Source organism: Pseudomonas sp. PDM03, from assembly GCF_014852385.1.
GTDB lineage: Bacteria > Pseudomonadota > Gammaproteobacteria > Pseudomonadales > Pseudomonadaceae > Aquipseudomonas > Aquipseudomonas migulae.
The window spans coordinates 134,994-154,003 of record NZ_JACVBM010000015.1 but is presented as its reverse complement, the minus strand read 5'-3'; the positions used below and the strand labels follow the sequence as shown (position 1 = coordinate 154,003).

15 protein-coding genes and 1 pseudogene are annotated in these 19,010 nt (G+C 59.0%); 5 read left to right on the top strand and 11 right to left on the bottom strand.

Going from position 1 to position 19,010, the window contains the following annotated elements; translation table 11 throughout:
* The first annotated feature begins 7 nt into the window (after positions 1-7).
* Both nuoM and nuoN read left to right on the top strand, forming a co-directional pair.
* Complete coding sequence (nuoM, locus tag IB254_RS20430) at positions 8-1,540, top strand: NADH-quinone oxidoreductase subunit M (RefSeq protein WP_008032746.1); 1,533 nt, start codon at positions 8-10, stop codon at positions 1,538-1,540.
* Between the two features lie 7 nt (positions 1,541-1,547).
* Entirely contained in the window at positions 1,548-3,011 is a 1,464-nt protein-coding gene (gene nuoN / locus IB254_RS20425) for an NADH-quinone oxidoreductase subunit NuoN (RefSeq protein WP_008032749.1), read from the top strand.
* A 682-nt stretch (positions 3,012-3,693) separates the two neighbouring features.
* On the opposite strand, the pseudogene IB254_RS20420 reads toward nuoN, so the two are convergent.
* Positions 3,694-3,915 (bottom strand): annotated as a pseudogene (locus IB254_RS20420) (carbohydrate ABC transporter substrate-binding protein); the annotation flags it as partial.
* Between the two features lie 196 nt (positions 3,916-4,111).
* Here IB254_RS20420 and IB254_RS20415 point away from each other — a divergent pair.
* Together IB254_RS20415 and IB254_RS20410 are read left to right on the top strand one after the other, a co-directional pair.
* Complete coding sequence (locus IB254_RS20415; RefSeq protein ID WP_192419107.1) at positions 4,112-5,434, top strand: OprD family porin; 1,323 nt, start codon at positions 4,112-4,114, stop codon at positions 5,432-5,434.
* Positions 5,435-5,657: 223 nt separating this feature from the next.
* Positions 5,658-6,353, top strand: a complete 696-nt coding sequence (locus tag IB254_RS20410) for a hypothetical protein (protein WP_192227328.1) — start codon at positions 5,658-5,660, stop codon at positions 6,351-6,353.
* Positions 6,354-6,534: 181 nt separating this feature from the next.
* Here IB254_RS20410 and IB254_RS20405 read toward each other — a convergent pair whose 3' ends face one another.
* The 8 genes from IB254_RS20405 to IB254_RS20370 form a co-directional block, all read right to left on the bottom strand.
* On the bottom strand, positions 6,535-6,867 hold the full coding sequence (locus tag IB254_RS20405) for a DUF2790 domain-containing protein (protein ID WP_192419105.1): 333 nt from the start codon (positions 6,865-6,867) through the stop codon (positions 6,535-6,537).
* A gap of 79 nt (positions 6,868-6,946) precedes the next feature.
* Positions 6,947-7,147: a co-regulatory protein PtrA N-terminal domain-containing protein gene (locus IB254_RS20400; RefSeq protein ID WP_192419103.1), complete on the bottom strand. Its 201-nt coding sequence runs from the start codon at positions 7,145-7,147 to the stop codon at positions 6,947-6,949.
* Positions 7,148-7,338: 191 nt separating this feature from the next.
* Entirely contained in the window at positions 7,339-9,081 is a 1,743-nt protein-coding gene (locus IB254_RS20395; protein WP_192419101.1) for an extracellular solute-binding protein, read from the bottom strand.
* A 47-nt stretch (positions 9,082-9,128) separates the two neighbouring features.
* Positions 9,129-9,401, bottom strand: coding sequence for a DUF2160 domain-containing protein (locus tag IB254_RS20390; protein ID WP_032829048.1), 273 nt, complete (start codon positions 9,399-9,401; stop codon positions 9,129-9,131).
* Between the two features lie 10 nt (positions 9,402-9,411).
* Entirely contained in the window at positions 9,412-10,206 is a 795-nt protein-coding gene (locus IB254_RS20385; protein WP_412548228.1) for a carbohydrate ABC transporter permease, read from the bottom strand.
* 29 nt (positions 10,207-10,235) lie between these two features.
* Positions 10,236-11,102, bottom strand: a complete 867-nt coding sequence (locus IB254_RS20380) for a carbohydrate ABC transporter permease (protein ID WP_192419097.1) — start codon at positions 11,100-11,102, stop codon at positions 10,236-10,238.
* The gene (locus IB254_RS20375; RefSeq protein WP_192419095.1) at positions 11,099-12,196 is read right to left on the bottom strand and encodes an ABC transporter ATP-binding protein; all 1,098 of its coding nucleotides are present in this window, start codon (positions 12,194-12,196) and stop codon (positions 11,099-11,101) included. Before IB254_RS20375 ends, IB254_RS20380 begins: the two co-directional genes overlap by 4 nt.
* The gene (locus IB254_RS20370; protein WP_192419093.1) at positions 12,196-13,290 is read right to left on the bottom strand and encodes an ABC transporter ATP-binding protein; all 1,095 of its coding nucleotides are present in this window, start codon (positions 13,288-13,290) and stop codon (positions 12,196-12,198) included. The genes IB254_RS20375 and IB254_RS20370 overlap by 1 nt, the downstream gene beginning before the upstream one ends.
* Before the next feature lie 348 nt (positions 13,291-13,638).
* Between IB254_RS20370 and IB254_RS20365 the strand changes: the two genes are divergently transcribed.
* Positions 13,639-15,480 (top strand): sigma-54-dependent Fis family transcriptional regulator, encoded by a 1,842-nt coding sequence (locus IB254_RS20365; RefSeq protein ID WP_192419091.1) that lies wholly within the window; start codon positions 13,639-13,641, stop codon positions 15,478-15,480.
* A 180-nt stretch (positions 15,481-15,660) separates the two neighbouring features.
* On the opposite strand, the gene cysS is transcribed toward IB254_RS20365, so the two are convergent.
* Together cysS and IB254_RS20355 are read right to left on the bottom strand one after the other, a co-directional pair.
* Positions 15,661-17,043, bottom strand: coding sequence for a cysteine--tRNA ligase (cysS, locus tag IB254_RS20360; RefSeq protein ID WP_192419089.1), 1,383 nt, complete (start codon positions 17,041-17,043; stop codon positions 15,661-15,663).
* A 17-nt stretch (positions 17,044-17,060) separates the two neighbouring features.
* Positions 17,061-18,761 carry a glutamine--tRNA ligase/YqeY domain fusion protein gene (locus IB254_RS20355; RefSeq protein ID WP_192419087.1) on the bottom strand — a complete coding sequence of 567 codons (1,701 nt, stop codon included), beginning with the start codon at positions 18,759-18,761 and terminating at the stop codon, positions 17,061-17,063.
* Between the last annotated feature and the right edge of the window lie 249 nt (positions 18,762-19,010).

Below are 19,010 nucleotides of genomic sequence, written 5' to 3'. Positions count from 1 at the left end.
GCCCGTCATGATTCTGCCTTGGCTAATCCTGATCCCCTTCATCGGCGGCCTGCTGTGCTGGATGGGTGAGCGCTTCGGCGCCACCCTCCCCCGCTGGATTGCGCTGATCACCATGTCCCTGTTGCTTTCCCTCGGCCTCTGGCTGTGGGCCACCGGTGACTATTCATTTGCCCCGGCGCCTGGCGCCGACCCGACCTGGGCGCTTGAGTTCAAGCACATCTGGATCGAACGCTTCGGCATCAGCGTGCACCTGGCCCTCGACGGCCTGTCGCTGCTGATGATCATGCTGACCGGTCTGCTGGGCGTGCTGTCGGTACTCTGCTCGTGGAAAGAGATTCAACGTCACGTTGGCTTCTTCCACCTGAACCTGATGTGGATCCTGGGCGGTGTCGTCGGCGTGTTCCTCGCCCTCGACCTGTTCATGTTCTTCTTCTTCTGGGAAATGATGCTGGTGCCGATGTACTTCCTCATCGCGCTCTGGGGTCACAGTTCTTCGGACGGCAAGAAAACCCGGATCTACGCGGCGACCAAGTTCTTCATCTTCACTCAGGCTTCCGGCCTGATCATGTTGGTGGCGATCCTGGGTCTGGTACTGGTCAACTTCAACGACACTGGCGTGATTACTTTCAACTACGCCGATCTGTTGAAAACCAAGATGTCGCTGACCACCGAGTACATCCTGATGCTCGGCTTCTTCATCGCCTTCGCGGTCAAGCTGCCAGTCGTACCGTTCCACTCCTGGTTGCCTGATGCTCACGCCCAGGCGCCGACCGCAGGTTCCGTCGACCTGGCCGGTATCTTGCTGAAAACCGCTGCGTACGGTCTGCTGCGTTTCGCCCTGCCGCTGTTCCCGAATGCTTCGGCCGAGTTTGCGCCGATCGCCATGACCCTCGGTCTGATCGGGATTTTCTACGGCGCGTTCCTGGCTTTCGCACAAACCGACATCAAGCGTCTGATCGCCTTCTCGTCCGTTTCCCACATGGGTTTCGTACTGATCGGCATCTACTCCGGCAGCCAACTGGCGCTGCAGGGCGCGGTGATGCAGATGCTGGCGCACGGTCTGTCGGCCGCGGCACTCTTTATCCTGAGCGGGCAGTTGTACGAGCGCACCCACACCCGCGACATGCGTGAAATGGGTGGCCTGTGGTCGAAGATCGCTTACCTGCCGGCCCTCAGCCTGTTCTTCGCAGCCGCGTCGCTGGGCTTGCCGGGCACCGGTAACTTTGTCGGTGAGTTCCTGATCCTGATCGGTACCTTCCCTGCTGCACCGTTGGTCACCATCATCGCGACGTCCGGCCTGGTGTTCGGTTCGGTCTACTCGCTGATCATGATCCACCGTGCGTACTTCGGTCCGGCCAAATCGGACGCGGTGCTGCATGGCATGGACGGTCGCGAACTGATCATGGTGGTCGGTCTGGCGGCACTGCTGATCTACATCGGCGTGTACCCGCAACCGTTCCTCGATACCTCTGCTGCGACGATGCATGGCGTGCAGCAATGGCTCGGCACCGCCTTCACTCAACTCGCTTCGGCCCGGTAAGAGCGCTATGGAATTCACGACTCAACACTTTATCGCGCTAGCGCCGTTGTTGATCACCAGCGCCACGATCATCGTGGTGATGCTGGCGATTGCCTGGCGCCGCAACCACTCGCAGACCTTCCTGATTTCCGTGGCGGGCCTGAACCTGGCGTTGCTGTCGATCCTGCCAGCCTTGAAAGTCGCGCCATTGGCCGTGACCCCACTGCTGCAGATCGATAGCTTTGCCTGCTTGTACATGGCGCTGATCCTGGTCGCCACCCTGGCTTGTGTGACCCTCGCCCACGCCTACCTCGGCGATGGCGGTTCGGGTTACCCGGGCAACCGCGAAGAACTGTACCTGCTGATCCTGATGGCCGCCGCCGGTGGCCTGGTTCTGGTCAGCGCGCAGCACCTGGCCGGGTTGTTCATCGGTCTGGAACTGCTCTCGGTGCCGGTCTACGGTCTGGTGGCCTACGCCTTCTTCAACAAGCGTTCGCTGGAAGCCGGTATCAAGTACATGGTGCTGTCGGCCGCCGGTTCCGCGTTCCTGTTGTTCGGTATGGCCCTGCTCTACGCCGATTCCGGCAGCCTGAGCTTTGTCGGTATCGGCCAGGCCCTCGCGGCCACCGGTCTGCCAAGCTCCCTGGCGCAGATGGGCCTGGGCATGATGCTGATCGGCCTGGCGTTCAAACTGTCGCTGGTACCGTTCCACCTCTGGACCCCGGACGTTTACGAAGGTGCTCCGGCACCGGTGGCGGCGTTCCTGGCGACCGCTTCCAAAGTCGCTGTGTTCGCAGTGATGGTGCGTCTGTTCCAGATCTCGCCAGCGGCGAGCAGCGGTGTACTCAGCGACGTGCTGACCATCATCGCCATTGCCTCGATCCTGTTCGGTAACCTGCTGGCCCTGACCCAAAGCAACCTCAAGCGTCTGCTGGGTTACTCGTCCATCGCGCACTTCGGCTACCTGCTGATCGCTCTGGTGGCGAGCAAGGGTCTGGCCGTGGAAGCCATCGGCGTGTACCTGGTCACCTACGTGATCACCAGCCTCGGCGCCTTCGGCGTGATCACCCTGATGTCCTCGCCGTACAACGGCCGTGACGCGGATGCCCTGTACGAATACCGCGGCCTGTTCTGGCGCCGTCCGTACCTGACCGCCGTGCTGACCGTGATGATGCTGTCCCTGGCCGGTATCCCGCTGACCGCGGGCTTCATCGGCAAGTTCTACATCATCGCCACCGGTGTCGAGTCGCACCAATGGTGGCTGGTTGGTTCCCTGGTACTGGGCAGCGCCATCGGCGTCTTCTACTACCTGCGCGTCATGGTCACTCTGTACCTGATGGAGCCAAACCTGCGTCGCCACGATGCGCAACTGCATTGGGAACAACGTGCAGGCGGCGTGATGCTGCTGGCCATCGCCGTACTGGCGTTCTTCCTCGGGCTGTATCCGCAGCCGTTGCTGGCTCTGGTTCAACAGGCTGGTCTGGCGGGTTGATCGCTTAGCGTTAGATCGTAGAAAACAGAAACGGCACCTTCGGGTGCCGTTTTTGCGTTTGTGGGGTTTGGTACTGATGTTTTTCCCCTCCTCTGGCGTACATATCCATTTTTGCGGTCACTGCGACTATGGGTTTCGCCCTTACGGCGAGTCACTTTCGAAAAGCGCGAAAGTAACCAAAGCGCTCTTGCCCCTTTCGTTCGGTGCCTCGCCTAGGCTCGGCATGCCCTCGCTCCGGTCCTGCTCCGTGGGCCCGCCGCCATCGGCCATCCCTGGCCGGGGGCGGCTAACCCGGCATCCATGCCGGGTTGCCCACTGCGCAGAACCTGCGCTCGGCCTCTCGAGGGGGCGCTCAGATCAAAAGCGGAAGGCGAGCTAACGCTCGGCCTGATGAGTGGTGAAAGGCAAAAGCAAACACCGAACCCTGTAGGAGCGAGGCTTGCCCGCGAAAAACGACCGGACAACGCGTTCATTCAGACAGCCCGCGTTATCGTTGACGTCCATCGCTGGCAAGCCAGCTCCTACAATTTCGAACCGTGTGAACCCAATCCCCGTGTAGGAGCCAGCAAGCTGGCTCCTACACGGGAACGTGTCCAACTGGGCAATCAGGTCGCTGATACTGGATCTGACACAAACAAAAACGGCACCTTCCGGTGCCGTTCGCCTTTCTCAGTCCCGCCGTTTACTTACGCGCATCTGCCCACGATTTCAGCAGTTCGTTGTAGCTCACGGTTTCACCCTTAGGCTTTTCGTTCGCCAGTTTCGGTTTTGGTGCACCCGGCTGATCGAACCAGTATTGCGCATCGCGCTCGGGGTTCATTTTCGGGGCGCAGGTGGCTTGGGCCTTCGAGCGTTCCAGACGGGACATGATCGCGTCCTGATCCTTGGCCAGACCATCGAGCAGCTCGCGGCGCTGACTTGAGTCGCCGCGCGCTGTACCCACCCACATGACGAAATTGTAATAACCCCATCACCTTGGCGTTATCCGCAGATTGCAACGATGTCTCCCGGCGATCACGCGGGTGGGCCCTGCCCTCCCGCCGAACAATAAAACCCACGCCGAAGAACGTTCCAGTTCTGCCGATCCCAAGGAGTGCTTGATGGTTAACAATACAAAAATGTCGATGGCGGCTTTAGCCGTGGTGGTCGGTTCGGGGCCGCCCCTGGTGTTAGCGGAAGATAAAGCCGAGGGGTTTATCGAGGGCAGCAGCCTGACGCTGCTCAACCGCAACTACTACTTCAATCGTGATCACCGTGACGGCCAGTCCAGTCCCACCGGCAACGGTTATTCCGAAGCCTGGGCCCACGCCATCATCAGCAAGTTTGAATCCGGGTTTACACAAGGCACTGTCGGGGTGGGTGTCGATGCGTTTGCGATAATCGGGTTAAAACTTGATACCGGTGATGGCCGCAACGGAGGCCGCAGTTCGTTCGACGTACTGCCGGTCAACAGTGAAGGCCAGGCGCGGGACGAATACACCAAGGTCGGGGGCGCTGCGAAAGTGCGAGCCTTTGATACGGTGGTTAAAGTGGGCGATGTCTTTCCCTCCAACCCGGTCGTCGCGGCGGGCGACTCCAGGCTGCTGCCGGAAAGCTTCCGGGGTGTCACCGCCACCAATACCAGTATCGAAGGCCTGTCAGTACAGGGCGGTCGCCTGCATGCGATGAGCCAACCGGTTTCCAGCGACATGCGCGAAAATTTCGCGACGTTCTACGCGGGCCCGGTCAATTCGCCGTGGATTGGTTACTTCGGTGGGGACTACGCACTCAACAACCTCAGCTTCAGTCTGTATTCCAGTCGCCTCAAGGACGCCTGGAATCAATACTACGCAGGCAGCGCGTGGACGTACCCGCTGTCGGATGACCTGTCGTTGTTTGGCGGCCTGAACTACTACAAGGCTGTCGACGAAGGCAAACAACTGCTCGGCGAGTTCGACAACAACATCTGGAGCGGCCGCGTCGGAGTCAAACTCGGCACGCACTCCGTAGCCCTCTCGCACCAGCGCAACAACGGCAATGACGACTTCGATTATCTGCGCCAGTCCGATTCGATCTTCCTCGACAACTCCATCCAGTACAGCGACTTCAACTCGCCCAAGGAACGTTCGTGGATGGTGCGTTACGACCTCGACATGACGACCTATGGCGTGCCGGGATTATCGTTCATGACCCGTTACGCCCGTGGCACCGACGCCGACTATTCCAGCGCCAACGCCGTGTACATGCGCCGCGATGCCGACGGCAATCCGCTGACCGACCAGAAGCGCTGGGAACGCGAAATCGAAGTCAAATACGTGGTGCAGAGCGGCTCGTTGAAAGACATGTCACTGCGTTTGCGCCAGGCCAATACCCGCGCCACGGCGTTCGAGTCTGATCTGGATGAAGTGCGGGTGATTGTCGAGTATCCGCTGGCGATTCTCTGAGTTAACCCTTCATACCCATTCACCTTTAGAAGCTCCTTGCTCCTTTGGTAAGAGGTGAATCCTTTGGCGTCCTTCGGGGCGCCTTTTTTTCGCCCGCTGATTAACCGATTTTGTAGCGAGGGAGCGTGGTCCCGCTCGTTTTCGACTCCACCGCCGTGGGCTTTTCGGATGCGCGATATTAGAATGTCATCACTTTAAAACTGTAAATCAAAAGGAATGAATCGTGGTGGTACTAATAGGACTGGTGGCGTTGTTTGGATTGCTGTCTTTGGTGGTGGCGGTCGTCGGGCTGATAGCGCCGACTGTTTTCAAGAGCAAAAAAACCGGCAAGGTCCCGACACGATGGACCTTGTTCATGGGTGGGTTGGGCTTCATGCTTCTGGCCTCTGCTCTTGTTGACTACCTCAACCCCAAAACTCAAGGCTTCGAGTCCGTGGCAACTGTTGAAGCAAACGCCAACCGTTCCGCAGACTCCATGGGTTTGACTGTCAATGAGTTCCATAACGCGTTCAACGACGCGGTAGGTCGATACAACAAGGAATTCAAAACTGCCGACTTTGAAGTTCAGACGGGTGGGGCCACCGACACGTTCTCGCATGCTTTCAGCCAGGACCTGGCGATGATGGGAACCATCGATAAAAATGACGGCAACGTGGACATGGTGATCCTTAACATCTCACCAAATGAGGAGCAATCACTTCAGATATTTTCTGTTCTGCTTGCGATCACTGAAGCACTCAACCCTGGCATCCCGGTTGAGCAGAACAAAAAAATGGTCATGGACGTTTTCCATGAGTCGGTCAAGAATTTCGACGCTAAAGAACCAACCGAGCGCAAGGTGGGCGACCTTAATTACTCAGCGACGACGACTCGTTACACAGGAATGATGTTTTCTATCGTAAAGAGCAGCAAAAACTGAGTCATCCAGCACACTAAAAAACCGCGTCCCTCAACGGGTCGCGGTTATTCAAGGAATGCCAAAGCGCTAAATCCCCCTTCATAAGCTAAAGGTGGATTAGTTACACAGAAGGCTCCCCATCTCCCAAACAACCTTTAAACACCCCGAATTGAAATACGCACTGTTGGGGGATTGTGTGGCCTCAGCCACCGTTGTTTCGGCAGGCACCCACCACGCTGTATTTGAGGGTGTTGAGCTGTCCTTTCGAATCTTCATAGGTCATGGCGGCGGGGGCGACAGCGCAGGCTGGCTGAGGCTTCACAACGCTGACAATTTTCACTACATCCAGCTTCATGCCGTATTCATAGTCCTTCACTACCGGCGCCGCTTTGCCTTGGCTCACGGCGTATTGCTCCATGGCTTTGACGTTGGCGCTAAACGCGCGCTCAAAGGTTCGGTCGCCGCCCCCTTCGGCCAGTGCATTCAGAGACACGGCCATGACGCCGGCAAACGCGAGCAACTTGAAACCTTCCATATCCATATCCCTCCAGTGCGGACTCATGAAAAAGCCCGGCATCGGCGTTCGATGACAGGCTTGGTGCGATGCGGCACGCTTACAGATCTTTGGTTTTTTCGTCTTTCTTTTCGTTGACGACGACCGGATCGCGGGCCTGTTCCTTGGCGACGAACAGCTCAACGGAGCGGTCGTTGGCGCTCATCATTCTGTCGAAGGTACGGTCACCGCCGCCTTCGGCCATCGCCAGAGAAGACATCACCAGAGCTGCTGCAACGGTACCGATTTGGGCAAGTTTCATGTTTGATTCCTCGTTTAAGTAGCTGACGGGATCAAGGTAACAAGCCGAACCTTTCGTGACGGTGGCGTGGAAATTACATATCCGTTATGTGGCACAAACTTGTGGGAGCGAGCCTGCTCGCGATAGCAATGGATCAGGCACACACAAAAACGGCACCTTCCGGTGCCGTTCGCCTTTCTCAGTCCCGCCGTTTACTTACGTGCATCCGCCCACGATTTCAGCAGTTCGTTGTAGCTCACGGTTTCACCCTTGGGCTTTTCGTTCGCCAGTTTCGGTTTCGGTGCACCCGGCTGATCGAACCAGTATTGCGCATCGCGCTCGGGGTTCATTTTCGGGGCGCAGGTGGCTTGCGCCTTCGAGCGTTCCAGACGGGACATGATCGCGTCCTGATCCTTGGCCAGGCCATCAAGCGCCTGTTGAGGGGTTTTGTCACCGCTGGCGGCTTCGGCGATGTGGCTCCACCACAGTTGCGCCAGACGCGGATAGTCCGGCACGTTGGTCCCGGTCGGGGTCCATTGCACGCGGGCCGGGCTGCGGTAGAACTCGACCAGCCCACCGAGTTTCGGTGCCAGGTCGGTCATCGCTTGCGAGTTGATGTCCGACTCACGAATCGGTGTCAGGCCGACGATGGTTTTCTTCAGCGACACGGTTTTCGACGTCACGAACTGCGCATAGAGCCAGGCAGCCAGTTTCTGTTTCTCAGGCGTGGACTTCATGAACGTCCAGGAACCCACGTCCTGATAACCCAGCTTCATGCCCTCTTCCCAATACGGACCGCGCGGCGAAGGCGCCATGCGCCATTTCGGCGTGCCGTCGGCGTTTACCACGGGCAGACCCGGTTTGGTCATGTCGGCGGTGAATGCGGTGTACCAGAAGATCTGTTGGGCGATGTTGCCTTGGGACGGTACCGGGCCGGACTCGGAGAAGGTCATGCCCGCCGCTTCCGGTGGTGCGTAGGCCTTGAGCCAATCGACGTATTTGGTGGTGGCAAATACCGCCGCCGGGCCGTTGGTGTCGCCACCCCGAGTCACGCTGGAACCGACCGGGTGGCAATCCTCGACGCGGATGCCCCACTCGTCCACCGGCAAACCGTTAGGCAAGCCCTTGTCGCCACCACCCGCCATGGAGAACCAGGCATCGGTGAAACGCCAGCCCAGGGACGGGTCTTTCTTGCCGTAATCCATGTGCCCGTAGACCCGCTTGCCGTCGATTTCCTTGACGTCTTCGCTGAAGAACTTGGCAATGTCTTCATAGGCTGACCAGTTCACCGGAACGCCCAACTCGTAACCGTACTTTTCCTTGAACTTGGCTTTAAGGTCCGCACGCTCGAACCAGTCGGCGCGGAACCAATAGAGGTTGGCGAATTGTTGGTCGGGCAGTTGATAGAGCTTGCCGTCGGGCGCGGTGGTGAAGGAAAGGCCGATGAAATCCTTGAGGTCCAGGGTAGGCGAAGTGAAGTTTTTACCTTCATTGGCCATCAGGTCGGTGATGGATTCAGTCTTGCCGTAACGGAAGTGCGTACCGATCAGGTCCGAGTCGTTGACCCAGCCGTCATAGATGCTCTTGTCCGACTGCATCACGGTCTGCAGCTTTTCCACCACGTCGCCTTCCTGCAGCAAATCGTGGGTCACCTTGATCCCGGTGATCTCGGTAAAAGCCTTGGCCAACACCTTGGACTCATACTCGTGAGTGGTCAGGGTTTCCGAGACGACCTTGATGTCCATCCCGCGAAACGGCTCGGCGGCCTTGATGAACCACTTCAGTTCCGCGAGCTGCTGATCCGCCGACAGGGTGGACGGTTTGAACTCGCCGCCGATCCATTTTTTCGCAGCTTCTTCGTAGGCATCGGCCCAGGCCGAAGCGCTCAAACCGCTGAGTGCCAGCATGGCTGCCAATGAAATGCTATGTCGCAGCTTATTGTTTTTGTCGAACATAGAGACCTCCTTTTAGGGTTTCGGAGCAACATTGCCGAGCGATTCGACTAGCCCCAACGCATCACAGCCAACAGCCACACCAGGGACAACGCGAACGCTACCCAGATGCTCCAGTCGGTCACGCCGATTACCAGCAAATGCAGGTAGGCGCTGCCGAGAAGACCGATAAACAGCCGATCGCCACGGGTGGTGGCAATCGGCAAAAAACCACGCCGAAGAACGCTCGGCGAACGTAGTTCCCACGTCGTCATGCCCACCAGAATCAGGCCAATGACGGTGAAGAACGCCGCTGTGGGGACAGTCCAACTCATCCATTCCATCATCAGTTCCTCATACTCGGCCGAGGGCAAAGCCCTTGGCCACGTGGTTACGGACAAACCAGATCACCAGCATGCCCGGCAGGATGGTCAACACCCCCGCCGCCGCCAGCACGCCCCAGTCGATGCCGGACGCCGAAACGGTTCGGGTCATCACCGCCGCGATCGGCTTGGCGTTGACCGAGGTCAGCGTCCGCGCCAGCAACAGCTCGACCCAGGAAAACATGAAGCAGAAGAACGCCGTTACGCCGATCCCCGAGCCAATCAGCGGCACAAAAATCTTCACGAAGAACTTGGGAAAACTGTAGCCATCAATGTAGGCGGTTTCGTCGATTTCCTTCGGAACGCCGGACATGAAGCCCTCGAGAATCCACACCGCCAACGGCACGTTGAACAGGCAATGCGCCAACGCCACGGCGATGTGGGTGTCGAACAGGCCGATCGACGAATACAGCTGGAAGAACGGCAACAGGAATACCGCCGGTGGTGCCATGCGGTTGGTCAGCAGCCAGAAGAACAGGTGCTTGTCGCCGAGGAAGCGATAGCGCGAGAACGCGTACGCCGCCGGCAATGCCACGCTCAGGGAAATCAGCGTGTTCAGGCTCACGTAATACAGCGAGTTGAGGTAACCGGTGTACCAGGCCGGATCGGTGAAGATCACCTTGTAGTTGGCAAACGTGAAATCCTGCGGAAACAGCGTCAGGCCGCTGAGGATTTCGGTGTTGCTCTTGAAGGACATGTTCAGCAGCCAGTAGATCGGCACCAGCAGGAACAGGATGTAGATCAGCAGTGGAATCACTTTTTTCATAGGGGTAAGCCGCTTGCTCATGGTGGGCCTCACCGGGTGGCGTCAGAGTGAGTCATGGCGGTGTAGAACAGCCAGGACACCAACAGGATGATCAGGAAGTACACCAGCGAGAACGCCGCCGCCGGGCCGAGGTCGAACTGGCCGATGGCCATTTGCGTCAGAGTCTGGCTGAGGAAGGTCGTGGCATTGCCCGGCCCGCCGCCCGTGAGCACGAACGGCTCGGTGTAGATCATGAAACTGTCCATGAACCGCAGCATCACCGCGATCAACAACACGCTCTTGAGCTTGGGCAACTGGATGTGTCGGAACACTGCCCAGGCGGATGCCCGATCGATCCGCGCCGCCTGGTAGTACACGTCCGGAATCGCCCGCAACCCGGAGAAACACAACAGCGCCACCAGCGACGTCCAGTGCCACACGTCCATCACCAGCACCGTGACCCAGGCGTCCATGGTGTTGGCCGCATAGTTATAGTTGATGCCCATCGCATTGAGGCTCGAACCGAGCAAGCCAATGTCCGCCCGGCCGAAGATCTGCCAGATAGTGCCGACCACGTTCCATGGAATCAGCAGCGGAATCGCCAGGATGATCAGCACCAGGGAAGACCAGCGCCCCTTGGTCGGCATGGTCAAAGCGATGGCGATGCCCAGCGGGATTTCGATCAGCAATACGCAGCCGGAGTAGATGAACTGTCGCAGCAGCGAGTCGTGCAACCGTGGGTCGAGCAGCACCTGTTTGTACCAATCGGCGCCGACAAAGTAGCGGCTGGACTGGTCGAAGATGTCCTGCACCGAATAGTTGACCACGGTCATCATCGGAATCACCGCACTGAACGCCACCAGCAAAAACACCGGCAGGACCAGCCACCAGGCCTTGTTGTTCTGCACTTTGTTCATGGCAGCACCTCCAGCAGGTAATCGTCGGCATAGACCATCAACCATTGCGCCGGAAAGCTGATGTACGCCGTGCCCTCCGGCACCGGCTTGTCTTCGGCCAACCGCACTTTCAACGTCACGCCGTCGAGGTTCAGGGTCATGATCTTGTAGGTGCCGAGGTCTTCGACGTGTACGACCTTTGCTTGCATCGCGTCGTCAAACGGTTCGTCCCACACGTGTACGAACTCAGGTCGGATGCCAACCTTCAGGGTTTTCCATTCGGACTCGGCGATGCGTTGCAGTTGCGCCTCGGACAACGGCAAATGCGTCGAGGCAAAACCGACACCGCCCGGTTGCGGCTGCACGTCGATCAGGTTCATCCCCGGGCTGCCGATGAAATAACCGACAAAGGTATGGCTCGGCCGTTCGAACAATTCCCGTGGCGTGCCGAACTGCACGATCTGCCCGCCGTACATCACCGCAATTTTGTCGGCGAAGGTCGAGGCTTCAAGTTGATCGTGGGTGACGTAGACCATGGTGATGTTGAACTGCTCGTGGATCTGTTTGAGCTTGCGCCGCAGCTTCCACTTCAAGTGCGGGTCGATCACCGTCAGCGGTTCATCGAAGAGGATGGCGGAGACGTCGTCGCGCACCAGCCCGCGACCCATCGAGACTTTCTGTTTTTCGTCAGCGGTGAGGTTGCGCGCCTTCTTGCTCAGCAACGCCTGGAGGTCGAGGACCTCGGCAATTTCCTGCACCTTGCTGTGAATTTTTGCTTCGGCCATGCCCTGATTGCGTAGCGGAAAGGCCAGGTTATCGAACACCGTCATGGTGTCGTAGACCACCGGAAACTGGAAAACCTGAGCGATGTTGCGCTTCTCCGGGGTCAGGTCGTTGACCGCTTTGCCATCGAACAGGACATGACCCTGGGACGGGCTGAGCAACCCGGAAATGATGTTGAGCAAGGTCGACTTGCCGCAACCCGAAGGCCCGAGCAAGGCGTAAGCACCGCCCTGCTCCCAGATGTGATCCATCTCGCGGATCGCGTAATCCTCGGGGCCGCTCGGCGTGCGCGTGTAACTGTGCGCAAGGTTCTGCAAACGGATTTCGGCCATCAGGCAACCCTCGCGATACGGCGACCGGGCGCCTGGACCAGCCGCCCCTGCGCATCGAACACAAACAGTTTATGGGTCGGGATATAGATGCGGATCGGCGCATCGACGTCGTATTCGTGAACCCCGGGCAAATGCAGCACCAGCAGGAAATGCTCGTTGCGCACGTGAAGGAAGGTTTCCGAGCCGCTGATCTCGGCGACCTCGACGGTCACTGCCAGTTCGAGGTCATCGTCGTTGCTCGGCACCAGCGAGATGTGGCTCGGACGTACGCCGAAGCGGAACTCGCCCTCGCCCACCGGGCGCAAATCGACGTTCAACGGGAAGTGCACGAAATTGGCGAAGCTGACTTCGTTGCCGGCGATGCGCCCGGGCATCAGGTTGATCGGCGGTTCGGAGAACAGCTCGGCGGCCAGCACCGATTGCGGCTGGTGATAGACCTCGGAGGACTTGCCGCTCTGAATCACCCGGCCTTCGTGAAGAATGGTCGTGGTGCCACCGAGCGCCAGCGCTTCGTTGGGCTCGGTGGTGGCGTAGATGGCGATGGTGTGCCGCGCCTTGAACAGCTCGCGCATTTCCTGGCGCAGTTCTTCGCGCAACTTGTAGTCGAGGTTGACCAGCGGCTCGTCGAACAGGATCAGTTCGGCGTCCTTGACCAGCGCCCGGGCCATCGCGGTGCGCTGTTGCTGACCGCCGGAGAGCTCGAGCGGATAGCGCTGGAGAAACTTCTCGATGCGTAGCATCTTCGCGGTTTCCAGCACCTTGCTCTGGATCAGTTCGTTGGACACGCCGGCCTGACGCAACGGCGAGGCGATGTTCTCGAACACCGTCATGGTCGGGTAGTTGATGAACTGCTGATAGACCATCGACACGTTGCGCAAGCGCACCGGGCGCTGGGTGACGTCGACGCCGTTCATCAGGATGCGGCCGCTGTCGGGCTTGTCCAGGCCCGCCATCAGGCGCATGAGACTGGTTTTGCCGGACAGCGTGCGGCCCAGCAAAACGTTGAAGGATCCAGGTTCGAAACTCAGGCACGCATCGTCGATCCAGGTCTGGCCCTCGACGGTGCGGCTGACGTGCTCAAGAGTGAGTGACATGGCTCGGCCTTTTTATTATTGGAGTCAAGCGACCGGAGCAGTAGAGCGAGTTTCATGCCAGAAATTGCAACGTGTTGATCTGGCTTGGAAATCCTTGAAACAGCCGTGGAGCCGCTTTCGTTGCTGAACAGAAATGAACAACGACGGCTGAACAATTGAACAATCGAACCGTTGACAATGAACAATAGTGAACAACACTCTACGGACTGTTCACGGTCCCTGTAGGAGCCAGGCTTGCTGGCGATAGCGATTTCAAGGACGCCATCGCCAGCAAGCCGGCTCCTACAGGGGCGTGGTGTGTCAGAACCATCATAAAAACAATAAAAGCTTGCTCAGAGATCGACTGCCATGGCCGCACCTGCCTCGCCGCTCTCCCACGACTCCATCATCCAGGACTCCTGGTCCCGTTGCCGCGCGTTCGGGCTCGATCATCAGAGTGCCCCGGCATTCGACCAGCTACCGGCAGCGGACATCGCGCAGTTGCTGGAAAGCCAGCATTCATTGGTGCAGACCACCCATCAGGAGGTCCTGCCCTACTACGAAAACATCCTCAGTAACTCCAACTGCCTGATCATGCTCGCCGACAATCAGGGCCAGGTCCTGACCTCCTGGGGCACCCAGCGCTTCATCGAGCCGAGCCTGACCCGCGGCTTCAGCGCCGGCGCCAGCTGGATGGAGCGTTGCAGCGGCACCAATGCCATCGGCACCGCCCTGGCCTGTGAGCAGGCGGTGCACATCGAGCACGATGAACATTTCCTCAAGGCCAACCGCTTCATGACCGGTTCCGCCGCGCCGATTTTCGATGCCGAACGCAAGGTCATCGCGGTGCTGGACGTGTCCAGCGACAGTTACCTGCCGCCGTCCCACACCCTCGGCATGGTCAAGATGATGAGCCAGACCGTGGAGAACCGGCTGATCCTCAACCTGTTCCACGGCCAGCACTTTCAACTGACGTTCAACACCGGGTTGAACAATCTCGACAGCCAATGGGCGGGATTGTTGATTTTCGATGAGACCGGCCAGGTGCTCTCAGCCAATCGCCGCGCCGACAATCTGCTGGGCATCAGCCTGTCGCGGGTCAGTGTCGAGAGCCTGTTCAAGGTCTCGTTGCTGGAACTGCTGAATCAGCCGGACGGCCTGCCCTTCTCCCTCCAGGCGTCCGGGCGCAACCGCTTCCAGTGCCTGTTGAGGCGGCCGAAGCAGGCGCCGATCCAGGCAAGAATGTTCGCCGAGCCCGCCGTGGTGGCACCCGCACCCGCCGCTATCAGCCTCAATACCCTGCATTTCGGCGACAGCCGTGTGGAAAAAGCCGTGCGCCAGGCCGAGCGCCTGCTGGAGAAAGACATTCCGCTGCTGATCCACGGCGAAACCGGGGTCGGCAAGGAAGTGTTCGTCAAGGCGCTGCATCAGGCCAGTTCTCGCAGCAAACAACCATTCATTGCAGTCAACTGTGCAGCGATCCCCGCCGAACTGGTGGAGTCCGAGCTGTTTGGCTACGAGAAAGGCGCGTTTACGGGTGCCAATCAGAAAGGCAGCATCGGGCTGATTCGCAAGGCCGACAAAGGCACGCTGTTTCTCGATGAAATCGGCGACATGCCATTGCCAACCCAAGCCCGGCTATTAAGGGTGTTGCAGGAACGTTGCGTGCAGCCAGTGGGCAGCAGCGAGCTGTTCCCGGTGGACATCCGCATTATCTCGGCGACTAACCGTTCGTTGCGCGAGCAGGTTCAGTTGGGACGGTTTCGCGAAGACCTGTATTACCGGATCGGCGGCTTGACCCTGGAATTGCCGCCGCTCAGGGAACGCAGCGACAAGCAGGCGCTGTTCAAACGCTTGTGGGAACAACACCGTGAACCGTCGCAGTGGGCCGGGTTGAGCCGTGAGGTGCTGGAGTTGTTCGGCCGCCATCCGTGGCCGGGGAATTTACGCCAGGTCAGCAGCGTGATGCAGGTGGCACTGGCCATGGCGGAAGAGCAACCAGTGCGGCCAGAGCATTTGCCGGATGATTTTTTTGTCGATCTGGAGATGGAACCGGTGGAGGTGGATGAGCCGCTGGCGGTTGATTTGAATGATGTGGAGGATTTGAATCGTCAGTTGCAGGCGGCTGGGGGGAATATTTCCCATCTGGCCCGGCGGCTGGGGGTTAGTCGCAATACCCTTTACAAGCGGTTGCGCCAGTCGGAGAGCTGACCGCTGCGCGGACAATCGCCAGCAAGCCGGCTCCTACAGGTTCGCGTCGTGCACGAAACTTGCGAACAACTCGACCTCTGTAGGAGCCGGCTTGCTGGCGATGGGGCCAGTCCAGACACCGTCCACACAAAAAAACAAAAACCCGCACAAGGCGGGTTTTGTTTGTAACAAACGCAGCAATCAGTCAGCCAGACGCCAGGTCGTACCGCCCTTGCCGTCTTCCAGCACCACACCCATCGCAGTCAGCTGGTCGCGAATACGGTCGGATTCCGCCCAGTCCTTACCGGCACGAGCCGCCAGACGCGCAGCAATCAGCGCATCAACCTCAGCCGCATCAACCCGCCCTTCAGCACCGGCCTGCAGGAAGTCATCAGCCTCAAGCTGCAACACGCCCAACACACTGGCGAGTTCCTTCAGACGCGCCGCCAGACCTGCCGCCGCATCCAGATCGCTCTCGCGCAGACGGTTGATCTCGCGAACCATCTCGAACAGCACCGCGCAGGCTTCCGGCGTGCCGAAGTCGTCGTTCATCACCTGGGTGAAGCGCTCGACAAAAGCTTCGCCGCCAGCAGGCTCGACAGTCGGCAGGCCTTTCAACGCATGGTAGAAACGCTCGAGTGCGCCTTTGGCGTCCTTGAGGTTGTCTTCCGAATAGTTGATCGCGCTGCGGTAGTGGCTCGACACCAGCAGGTAACGCACGACTTCCGGGTGGTACTTTTCCAGCACGTCGCGAATGGTGAAGAAGTTGTTCAAGGACTTGGACATCTTCTCGCCATTGATACGAATCATGCCGCAATGCATCCACGCGTTGGCGTAGGTCTTGCCGGTGGCCGCTTCGCTCTGGGCGATTTCGTTTTCATGGTGCGGGAACTCAAGGTCGCTGCCGCCGCCATGAATGTCGAAGGTCTCGCCCAGGCAGCAGGTCGACATCACCGAGCACTCGATGTGCCAGCCCGGACGACCGTCGCCCCACGGCGATGGCCAGCTCGGTTCACCCGGCTTGGCGCCTTTCCACAGCACGAAGTCCAGCGGGTCCTGCTTGGACTCGTCGACTTCGATCCGCGCGCCGATGCGCAGGTCTTCGATCTTCTTGCGCGACAGCTTGCCGTAGCCCATGAACTTGGCGACGCGGTAGTACACGTCGCCATTGCCCGGTGCGTAGGCGTAACCCTTGTCGATCAGGGTCTGGATCATGGTCTGCATGCCAGCGATGTGATCGGTGGCCCGCGGTTCCATGTCCGGCTTGAGGATGTTGAGGCGCGCCTCGTCCTCGTGCATCGCGGTGATCATGCGCTCGGTCAGCACGTCGAACGGCTCGCCGTTCTCCTTGGCCCGATTGATGATCTTGTCTTCAATGTCGGTGATATTGCGCACATACGTCAGGTTATAACCGCTGAACCGCAACCAGCGGGTCACCAGGTCAAACGCGACCATGCTGCGGCCGTGGCCAATGTGGCAGTAGTCGTACACGGTCATCCCGCAGACGTACATGCGCACATTGTTGCCATCCAGCGGTTTGAATACTTCTTTGCTCTTGGTGAGCGTGTTGTAGATCGAAAGCACGTTAGAGGTTCCTTGAATCACTGGCCCCACGAATCACGCAAGGTCACGGTACGGTTGAATACCGGAGCACCTGGTTTCGAGTCCTTGATATCCGCGCAGAAGTAACCTTCGCGCTCGAACTGGAAACGGTCTTCCGGCTGTGCATTGCCCAGGGAGGGTTCAGCACGACAACCAGTGAGTACTTGCAGCGAATCAGGGTTGATGTTGTCCAGGAAACTGGCGCTGTCTTCGGCCTTTTCAGGGTTCGGCGAGCGGAACAGGCGATCGTACAGGCGCACTTCGCACTCGACGCTGGCCGCGGCCGGCACCCAGTGAATCACGCCTTTGACCTTGCGGCCTTCAGGGTTCTTGCCCAGGGTTTCCGGATCGTACGAGCAACGCAGTTCGACGATGTTGCCATCGGCGTCCTTGATTGCTTCGTCGGCACGGATCACATAGCTGCCACGCAGACGCACTTCGCCGGCCGGTTCCAGGCGCTTGTAGCCTTTTGGCGGCTCTTCCATGAAGTCTTCACGGTCGATGTAGATTTCACGGGAGAACGGCAGCTTGCGCACGCCGAGTTCTTCTTTCTGCGGGTGACGAGGCAGTTCGAGGTGGTCGACCTTGTCTTCCGGGTAGTTGGTGATCACGACCTTCAACGGACGCAGCACGCACATGGCGCGTGGGGCGTTCTGGTCCAGATCCTGACGGATGCTGAACTCAAGCATGCCGAAGTCAACCACGCCGTCGGAACGGTTGGTGCCGATCATGTCGCAGAAATTGCGGATCGACGCCGGCGTGTAGCCACGGCGGCGGAAGCCGGACAGCGTGGACATGCGCGGATCGTCCCAGCCATTGACGTGCTTCTCATCGACCAACTGCTTGAGCTTGCGCTTGCTGGTGATGGTGTAGTTCAGGTTCAGGCGGCTGAACTCGTACTGGCGCGGGTTCGCCGGCACCGGCAGGTTCTCGAGGAACCACTCGTACAGCGGACGGTGGCTTTCGAACTCCAGGGTGCAGATCGAGTGGGTGATGCCTTCGATGGCGTCCGACTGACCGTGGGTGAAGTCGTAGTTCGGGTAGATGCACCACTTGTCACCGGTCTGGTGGTGATGCGCATGGCGGATGCGATACATGATCGGATCGCGCAGGTTCATGTTCGGCGAAGCCATGTCGATCTTGGCCCGCAGCACACGTGCGCCGTCCGGGAACTCGCCGGCACGCATGCGGGCGAACCAGTCGAGGTTTTCTTCGACGCTGCGATCACGGAACGGGCTGTTGCGGCCCGGCTCGGTCAGAGTGCCACGGTATTCCTTGGCCTGTTCAGGGCTCAGGTCGTCAACATAGGCCTTGCCGGCCTTGATCAGTTCAACGGCCCAGTCGTGCAACTGGTCGAAATACTGCGAGGCATAGCGCACTTCGCCGGACCATTCGAAACCCAGCCATTTGACGTCGCTTTCGATGGCGTCGATGTATTCCTGGTCTTCCTTGGCCGGGTTGGTGTCGTCGAAACGCAGGTGGGTGACGCCGCCAAACTCCTGGGCCAGACCGAAGTTCACACAGATCGACTTGGCGTGACCGATGTGCAGGTAGCCGTTGGGCTCAGGCGGGAAACGGGTGACGATCTGCGTGTGCTTACCCGAGTCCAGGTCCGCCTGGATGATCGGGCGCAGGAAATTGACCGGCACGGCAGGGCCGGTCTTGGAATTCGAGGTAGGGTCGACAGTGGGCTTGCTCATAGGATCCTTGAACGTACAAGTGCGCGGCCGGAACACGGGCCTGATAAAACAAAGCCGCTATCATAGCCGAAGCCGTCAAGTCGCTGACAGTACAGGCCCGAAAACGGCTGCATTTAATCGGATGCAAATGAAAAACAGCCTCGAAATTGGCGTCTGTCGCGCTAAACTGCGCACCTTGGCCGACATCGGCCGGACCGGTTGAGGGCTCGACAGCCCTGAAACCCACGAATTCCCAGAAAGAGTACCGAT

Excerpts from the sequence above, each read along its gene's own strand:
- nuoM (WP_008032746.1), top strand. The coding sequence starts at position 8 with ATGATTCTGCCTTGGCTAATCCTGATCCCCTTCATCGGCGGCCTGCTG.
- nuoN (WP_008032749.1), top strand. The coding sequence starts at position 1,548 with ATGGAATTCACGACTCAACACTTTATCGCGCTAGCGCCGTTGTTGATC.
- IB254_RS20415 (WP_192419107.1), top strand. The coding sequence starts at position 4,112 with ATGGTTAACAATACAAAAATGTCGATGGCGGCTTTAGCCGTGGTGGTC.
- IB254_RS20405 (WP_192419105.1), bottom strand. The coding sequence starts at position 6,867 with ATGGAAGGTTTCAAGTTGCTCGCGTTTGCCGGCGTCATGGCCGTGTCT.
- IB254_RS20400 (WP_192419103.1), bottom strand. The coding sequence starts at position 7,147 with ATGAAACTTGCCCAAATCGGTACCGTTGCAGCAGCTCTGGTGATGTCT.
- IB254_RS20395 (WP_192419101.1), bottom strand. The coding sequence starts at position 9,081 with ATGTTCGACAAAAACAATAAGCTGCGACATAGCATTTCATTGGCAGCC.
- IB254_RS20390 (WP_032829048.1), bottom strand. The coding sequence starts at position 9,401 with ATGGAATGGATGAGTTGGACTGTCCCCACAGCGGCGTTCTTCACCGTC.
- IB254_RS20385 (WP_412548228.1), bottom strand. The coding sequence starts at position 10,206 with ATGAAAAAAGTGATTCCACTGCTGATCTACATCCTGTTCCTGCTGGTG.
- IB254_RS20380 (WP_192419097.1), bottom strand. The coding sequence starts at position 11,102 with ATGAACAAAGTGCAGAACAACAAGGCCTGGTGGCTGGTCCTGCCGGTG.
- IB254_RS20375 (WP_192419095.1), bottom strand. The coding sequence starts at position 12,196 with ATGGCCGAAATCCGTTTGCAGAACCTTGCGCACAGTTACACGCGCACG.
- IB254_RS20370 (WP_192419093.1), bottom strand. The coding sequence starts at position 13,290 with ATGTCACTCACTCTTGAGCACGTCAGCCGCACCGTCGAGGGCCAGACC.
- IB254_RS20365 (WP_192419091.1), top strand. The coding sequence starts at position 13,639 with ATGGCCGCACCTGCCTCGCCGCTCTCCCACGACTCCATCATCCAGGAC.
- IB254_RS20355 (WP_192419087.1), bottom strand. The coding sequence starts at position 18,761 with ATGAGCAAGCCCACTGTCGACCCTACCTCGAATTCCAAGACCGGCCCT.